This is a genomic window from Rhodovulum sp. 12E13 (genome assembly GCF_003340565.1).
GTDB lineage: Bacteria > Pseudomonadota > Alphaproteobacteria > Rhodobacterales > Rhodobacteraceae > HLUCCA09.
The window spans coordinates 1-6,334 of sequence record NZ_QPLK01000062.1; the positions used below are offsets into that span (position 1 = coordinate 1).

Here is a 6,334-nt window from a genome sequence, read left to right on the forward strand (position 1 = left end):
ACCATGTGTGCGACCTCGACGCGACTTTTGTGTCGCAGCCTGTGTCGCACACCGGCTCCGGACCGACTCTTCCGGTCCAAAGCGTTGATTTCACGGGGTTTTCTGGATCTTGGCTCCGGCGGCAGGAACGTCAGCCATCCCGTGAAATCAAGCGCCTAGCGCGCGACCTCGCTGCGAATGACACGACGTGTGCCACGCGAGAGTCGCTCGTGCAAGACCCATCGCGTGGCGCGCCCCGGGCGCCTCCGGGCGGCCGACCGGGATGCCGGGAGGCGCGATCCCCGCGCCGCGCGGACCCCACCCGGGCGACGGCGCGCCCCGCGGGCCCGGCGCGCCCCTGTCGCCGGGGATCCGGCACCGGTACCGACCTGTGATCGTCATGCGAACGCCCGGTTTTTGCCGCCTCGTCGCGCGGTTCGATCGCGACCGTCACCGTGCAGGAGATCGGCGAGAATCGCCGTCCGGGCTGCCGCCCGAAGGTGGCAGCACGGAGCGGTGACATCGCGCCTGCACCGCAGGTGGAGACGCCTCCCCCACAACGCCGAGGTCCAACAAGCCCGTGTCCAAGCCGAGCGCCCCCCAGTCTTTCGAGACGCCGACTGCCCCCGCCCAGCGGGCGATGTATTATCTCTGGCGGCTCGATCCGTCATCGACAGCCTACCTGATCCAGATCGCGCTGCGACTCGAACGCCCGAGCCTCGAGGACGCCGCGCGCCTTCGGATGGCCTTCGAGAGCCTGCCGGCCGCGAACCCGTCACTGACGGCGCGGTTCGAGGAAACTCCCGCGGGCGTCCGCCAGCGTATTTTCCCGGGCGCGCCTCTGCCGGTGATGCAGACGCAGCTGACGGGAGACACCGATCCTCTTGCGGCGCTGGAGGCCGCCGCCCGCCAGCCCGTCGACCTCGCGCGCGGATGCTGCCGGCTCGATCTGATCACGCTCGGGGAAGAGCAGGCGCCGCAGGAGCTCCTCGCCCTGTTCAGCGTCCATCATATCATCTTCGACGGGGTCTCGGCGGATCTGCTCCTTGCCCAGCTTGAAACCGGCCTCCAGGACGTCCCCGTTACCACGCCGGACACGTATATCGAGGCCATGGACGCGCTTGCGGCGTATCCCGAGCAGGAAGCCTACCAAAAATCCCGCGGCTTCTGGCGCGAAGAGCTGAAATCGATCCGCGATTTTGCCGTCCGGCATGACCGCACCCGCCCGGATCGTCAGACCTTCAACGGGGATGTGCTCCGGTTTTCACTCGATCCGCAGACGACCGACCGCCTGACGAAACTGGGGAACGGCTCTGCGCATGCGCCGCTGCTGGCCCTGTTCGCCACGGCCCTGCACGGCTTCAGCGATGGCCAGTGCGACTTCGCCATCGGCACGACCTTTCATAATCGCACGCGATCGCAACGCCAGCTCATGGCGAATCTGAGCAACACCTTGCCGTTTGCCGCCGCGCTGGCGCCCGGCGCTTCGTTTGGTCGGTACCTCGGCACGGTGCGACGCAAGCTCCTCCGTCTTGCACGGCATCGCGCCGTTCCGACCGCTCATATAGTAGCGATGGCGGAAGACTGCGACCGTCGTCGCGCACCGGTATTCCAGACGCTCTTCGTCCACCACAATGCAGAGATCGTTCGCCGCATCGGCGACGAAAGCCCGCTCGATATTCCCGGAATGTCGAGCCGGCCGCGTTTCGTCGACTTGCGGATCCAGAGTGGACAATTCGAGCTCGCTCTCGAAGCAATGAATATCGGGGGCCGCTTTCTATGCACCCTCAAGTTCAACACCGACCTGTTCTCCCGGACCACGATCGCGTCATTGGCAGATGCCCTGCAACAGATCGCGAGACGATCCGTCGAAGACCCGGACGCGACGGTCGGGGACCTTGCCGAGCATGCGCGACGGCACGACGATCCGACGATCGACCACCTCGGCTATGCCGTCTCCGATATCCAGACCGCGGTCGACCACCTGAAACGCATCCACCGCGTGGCCGAGGTATCGCCGATCATCAGGGACCGATTCCAGGACGCCGATCTCTGCATGGTCCGGACCGAAACCGGGGAACGAATCGAGCTCGTGAGCGGAGAGGCGGTGAAGAGGCAAATCGGCCGGTCCGTGGCGCTCTATCACACCTGCGAGGCCGTCGACGACCTCGACGCCGCGATAGCTCGGCGTGTCGAGGCGGGAGAACTCCTCGTCTCGCCCCCGAAACCGGCGCCGCTCTTCGATTATCGGCGCGTGGCGTTCGTCTCCGGCCCACTCGGTCTGACCGAACTCCTGGAGCGCCCGGGCGCTCATCCGCATCGCATCACGACGCTCGCCAATTTCACCGACGCGCCGATGTCCGGACGGCTCAAGAGCTGGGCGAATTTCATGCGCTGGCCTCGCGACGTGCACCGGATCGGACATGAGCAGGTCATCGAGGCTCTCGTCGGCGGGGAGAGACTTCAGGGATCTTCCCGACACGATGTCCAGATCGTGATGATCCATCCCGATCCGGACTGGACGGTCGGCCAGGCCGACCACTATTGCGCCGCGGTCGGGGACGCGCTCGAGGGGTACGTGGCCCGGTCGCATGGCCTGACCATCGCGGTTCTGTGCCCGTCCCTGCATGCCGAGCCACGCGCGCTCTCGGCCCTCCATGACCGTTTGCGCAAGATTGCCGGCCTTTGCACGATCGATGCGCGTCAGGGCTTCGACGATCCGTGTCTCGACGTTGCGTCGCTGATCGACATTCACGGATACCGGGCCGGCCGGATTCCGTATCGTCCGGCGTTCTTCGACCGGGTCGCCTACGAAGCGGCCCGGCTGATCCACCTCCATGACCGTCGCCCGCACAAGGTGATCGCCGTCGATTGCGACGACACGCTCTGGGAAGGTATCCTTGGCGAAGCAGGGCCTGACGGCATTCGAATGGGGCGCCGGCACATCGCCCTGCAGCGCTTCCTTCGAAACCAGAGAGAGCGCGGCGTTCTGATCGCGCTCGCCAGCAAGAACGACGAGGGACTCGTGCGAACGGTCTTGCGTGAGCGACCCGAGATGGTCCTGCGGGAGGAGGACCTCGTTGCGACAAAGGTGAACTGGCAGCCGAAGGCGCACAACCTGCAAGACCTCGCCCGCGAACTCGATCTGTCATTGTCCTCCTTCGTCTTCATCGACGACAACCCCGCCGAATGCGCGGAAATGCGACATCTGGTGCCCGAGGTGACGACGCTCGAATTGCCGCAGGACGTCGATCTGGAAAGATTCCTCGCGCATTACTGGCCGTTGGACATCGGGCAGCAAACCGCGGAGGACGCGGCCCGCACCTCGCGATACCGCGAGGAGGTGGCCCGCGCGGGCCACCGGGCCCGCGCGGCAAGCCTTGTGGACTATATCGACGATCTCGAGCTGAAGCTCGCCGTCGCACCCGTCGACGAGAAGAGTGCCCCCCGCGCCGAGCAGATGACGCGCCGGGTCACCCAATTCAATCTCAACGGCCGGTTCTGCGATGCGGCGACCCTCATGGGCGCGCGCGATGATCTCGCGGCGTTCATGCTGCATGTTCGCGACCGTTTCGGCGATTACGGCAACGCGGGCCTGTTCGCCCTGGGCCCCGTCACTCACGGAGAAGCGCGTGTCACACACCTTCTTCTAAGCTGCCGGGCGCTGGGACGCAGCGTCGAGTATCGCCTGGCCCGGTTGCTGGCGGAGGCTGCCCGCGAGAAAGGAGCTGACCGTCTCGCCTTCGAGTTCGAGGCGACCGACAGGAACACGCCGATGTCGGCCTTTCTTGATCGCATCGGCGTCATGGACAGCCCGGCGTGCCGCATCGGCGTGGACCGGCTCGCCGCGATGGACTGGCGAGACTTCGTGGAGGAACCGCAGCCAGACGCGCCCGCGACGCCCGCACGCGAGACGCCGGAGCCGACCGGCGTCGACCGTGGCCTCCACGAGTGGATCGCACGCGAGCTCTCCACTCCCGAGGGGCTTGCCGCCTTCCACGACCCCACGCTGCAACGGGACGCGCCCGACCCGTCCAAGGGCAGCACGTCGACGCTCGAGTGCCTCTGCGCCGCGGCGGAGAAGGTTCTCCCCGGACGTGCCATCGACCCGCATCTCTCCTTCGCCGAAATCGGGGGCGACTCGCTCTCTGCCGTCGCCTTCCTTTCGGAGGTCGGTTCGCGGATGCAGGTCTCGCTCGATCTGCACGAGTTGCTGGGCGGCAGAACGCTCTCCAGCCTTGCCCATGGGATCGACAGCAAGAGGGCCGGAGTTGTCCGCGACGACGACGTCGCTCTGCTCAAGGAGGGCGATGACGCGCAGGTCGTCTTCGTGCATCCCGCGGGCGGCGACTGTCAGTGCTACGCGCATCTGGTCGCCGACCTGCCCGAAGGCGTCAGTGCCATCGGGCTCAACAGGAAGGCCGATGCGAGCGCGCGCAAGCTGTCGGATGTGGCAACCACCTATGTCGACCGGCTGAGGGGAAGGGCCGTGTCAGGCGAGCGCACCGTATTCGTCGGATGGTCTCTCGGCGCCTCGATCGCGCTCGAAATGGCGCGACAGACCGACGGCACGGCGCTGTCGCCGCGCGACGTGCTCCTGCTCGATCCGATCCGGCCAAAACATGTTCCCGACGCCGCGGCGCTCAGGGACCTGGTCCGGGCCGAGATCGGCACGCGCGCCGCGAGCGGGTCGATCTCCCCCGCTGACATCGCGGACTACGTCGCTCCTCTCGTCGAGCGCGATCTGCACCTACTTACCGAGCACCGAACGCAGCCGGTCGGGAACACGGTGCACATCGTCAACGGGAGCGTTCCCGGCCCGCTATCCTCGTGGACCGAGGCGATCCCGGCAGAGCAGATCTCCGAGGCCAGCAAACTCCTGAGGGTCGAGGCGGACCATTTTTCCTTGTTGTCGACGCCGAAAGTCCGGCAACGGCTGCACGACCTCGTCGCTGGTCTGACGAAGGCTGTCTCGTAGCCGGCTGCACCGTGCGTGATCCTCCCGGCCGACCGCCGCGCTTCTTTCGTATCTCTACGCGGTCACGACCGGCATGGCCGCCGGCGCGGCGAGCGGCGCCGGACTGGACCCGGCCGTGGGGATGTATCATGCGGAGCGCCCAGGGCGGCCCGCCCTCGCGCTCGATATCGTCGAGCCGTTCCGCGTGGGGGTGGTGGATGCCGCCGTTCTCGCCGGTCTCAACGAGGGCAGGTTTGCGGCAGACGATTTCGCCATGGAGGGCGAGGGCGGCGTTCGGCTGACCGATCAGGGACGGCGCCGCGCCCTCGGTCTGCTCGAGCAACGGCTGTCGACCCGGTTCCGCGACGGAGAGACCGAGACGAGCTGGCGCGACGCCATCACCCGCAGTGCCGCGCGGCTGGCCTCTGGCCTGCGTGGCGGACGCGCCCGGCTGGCCGTTCCCCTGCCCACGGGGTGAAGCCGTGGCGCGCCCCTTGCATCTGGTCAGCTACGATATCCGCTGCCCCAGTCTCTGGCGCGGGTCTTCGGCATGTTGAAGCGCCGGGGAGCCCATCGCCAGCTGTCGGTCTCCTTCGTCCGGCTGGAGGACCCGCTGACGATGGCGTTGAGGTTGTCGAGCTCGCCGCTGTCGGTCTCCTTCGTCCGGCTGGAGGACCCGCTACGAGACAGCGTAACCCTTTGATATTGAGTCAATGTCAGGAGCGAGACCACAGTGAATCAGGCGGTGTGCTCTACGTCGTGGCGTACCTCTTGACACTTTGCAAGAGGGTACACAAAGCCCGCCGGGAATACGACGCGCGCGCCCCTTGCCGTCGGGATGGAACAGGCCCCAATCTCGAAAATTCGGCACCCAGCCGTTCTGCCCGGCAACCCTGGATACCGACGCGATGGGCCGAGTGCGCGGGGCGGTCGTCGGGTCGGGGCGGGCAGGCCCGCACTGTTGAAAGCACAACGCCCTATGGATACACAGGAGAAGATGTATATCCAGAAGGGGATCGAGACGTTGCAGGTCGCCAGATGGGGCAATTCTCTCGCCGTCCGCCTCCCCGCGGGCCTTGTTCGCGAGCTCGGACTGAAAGAGGGCGACCAGATCGATCTTCGCGCGGACGACCGGGGGCTGACCGTCTCGCGCCGGCGGCGGCCGGACGAGATTCTGGCGGATCTTGCGCGGTTCCGAGGCCGGCTGCCCGCCGAGGCCCGCCTGAGCCGCGACGCGGCGCATGAGCGATAGGTTTCTGGATTCCAACGTCCTTTTGTGGATGCCGCTCGGTTTGCAAGGAATTTCTGATCGTCGGGGCATGTGATCGAGTGCGTTCTTTTGTCAGGCCTGTTCGTGCGGCTGACATGGCGCCGCTGGCCGGGATGGTGATGCGCGGA

At 66.6% G+C, this 6,334-nt stretch carries 2 protein-coding genes and 1 pseudogene; all 3 read left to right on the forward strand.

The annotated features are described in order from the left end of the window. The first annotated feature begins 559 nt into the window (after positions 1–559). Positions 560–4,957 (forward strand): HAD-IIIC family phosphatase, encoded by a 4,398-nt coding sequence (locus DLJ49_RS20485; protein ID WP_255566809.1) that lies wholly within the window; start codon positions 560–562, stop codon positions 4,955–4,957. A gap of 43 nt (positions 4,958–5,000) precedes the next feature. Further along, positions 5,001–5,414 (forward strand): annotated as a pseudogene (cas1, locus tag DLJ49_RS20490) (CRISPR-associated endonuclease Cas1); the annotation flags it as partial. 546 nt (positions 5,415–5,960) lie between these two features. Continuing rightward, positions 5,961–6,188 (forward strand): AbrB/MazE/SpoVT family DNA-binding domain-containing protein, encoded by a 228-nt coding sequence (locus DLJ49_RS20495; RefSeq protein ID WP_115395373.1) that lies wholly within the window; start codon positions 5,961–5,963, stop codon positions 6,186–6,188. Positions 6,189–6,334 lie beyond the last annotated feature (146 nt).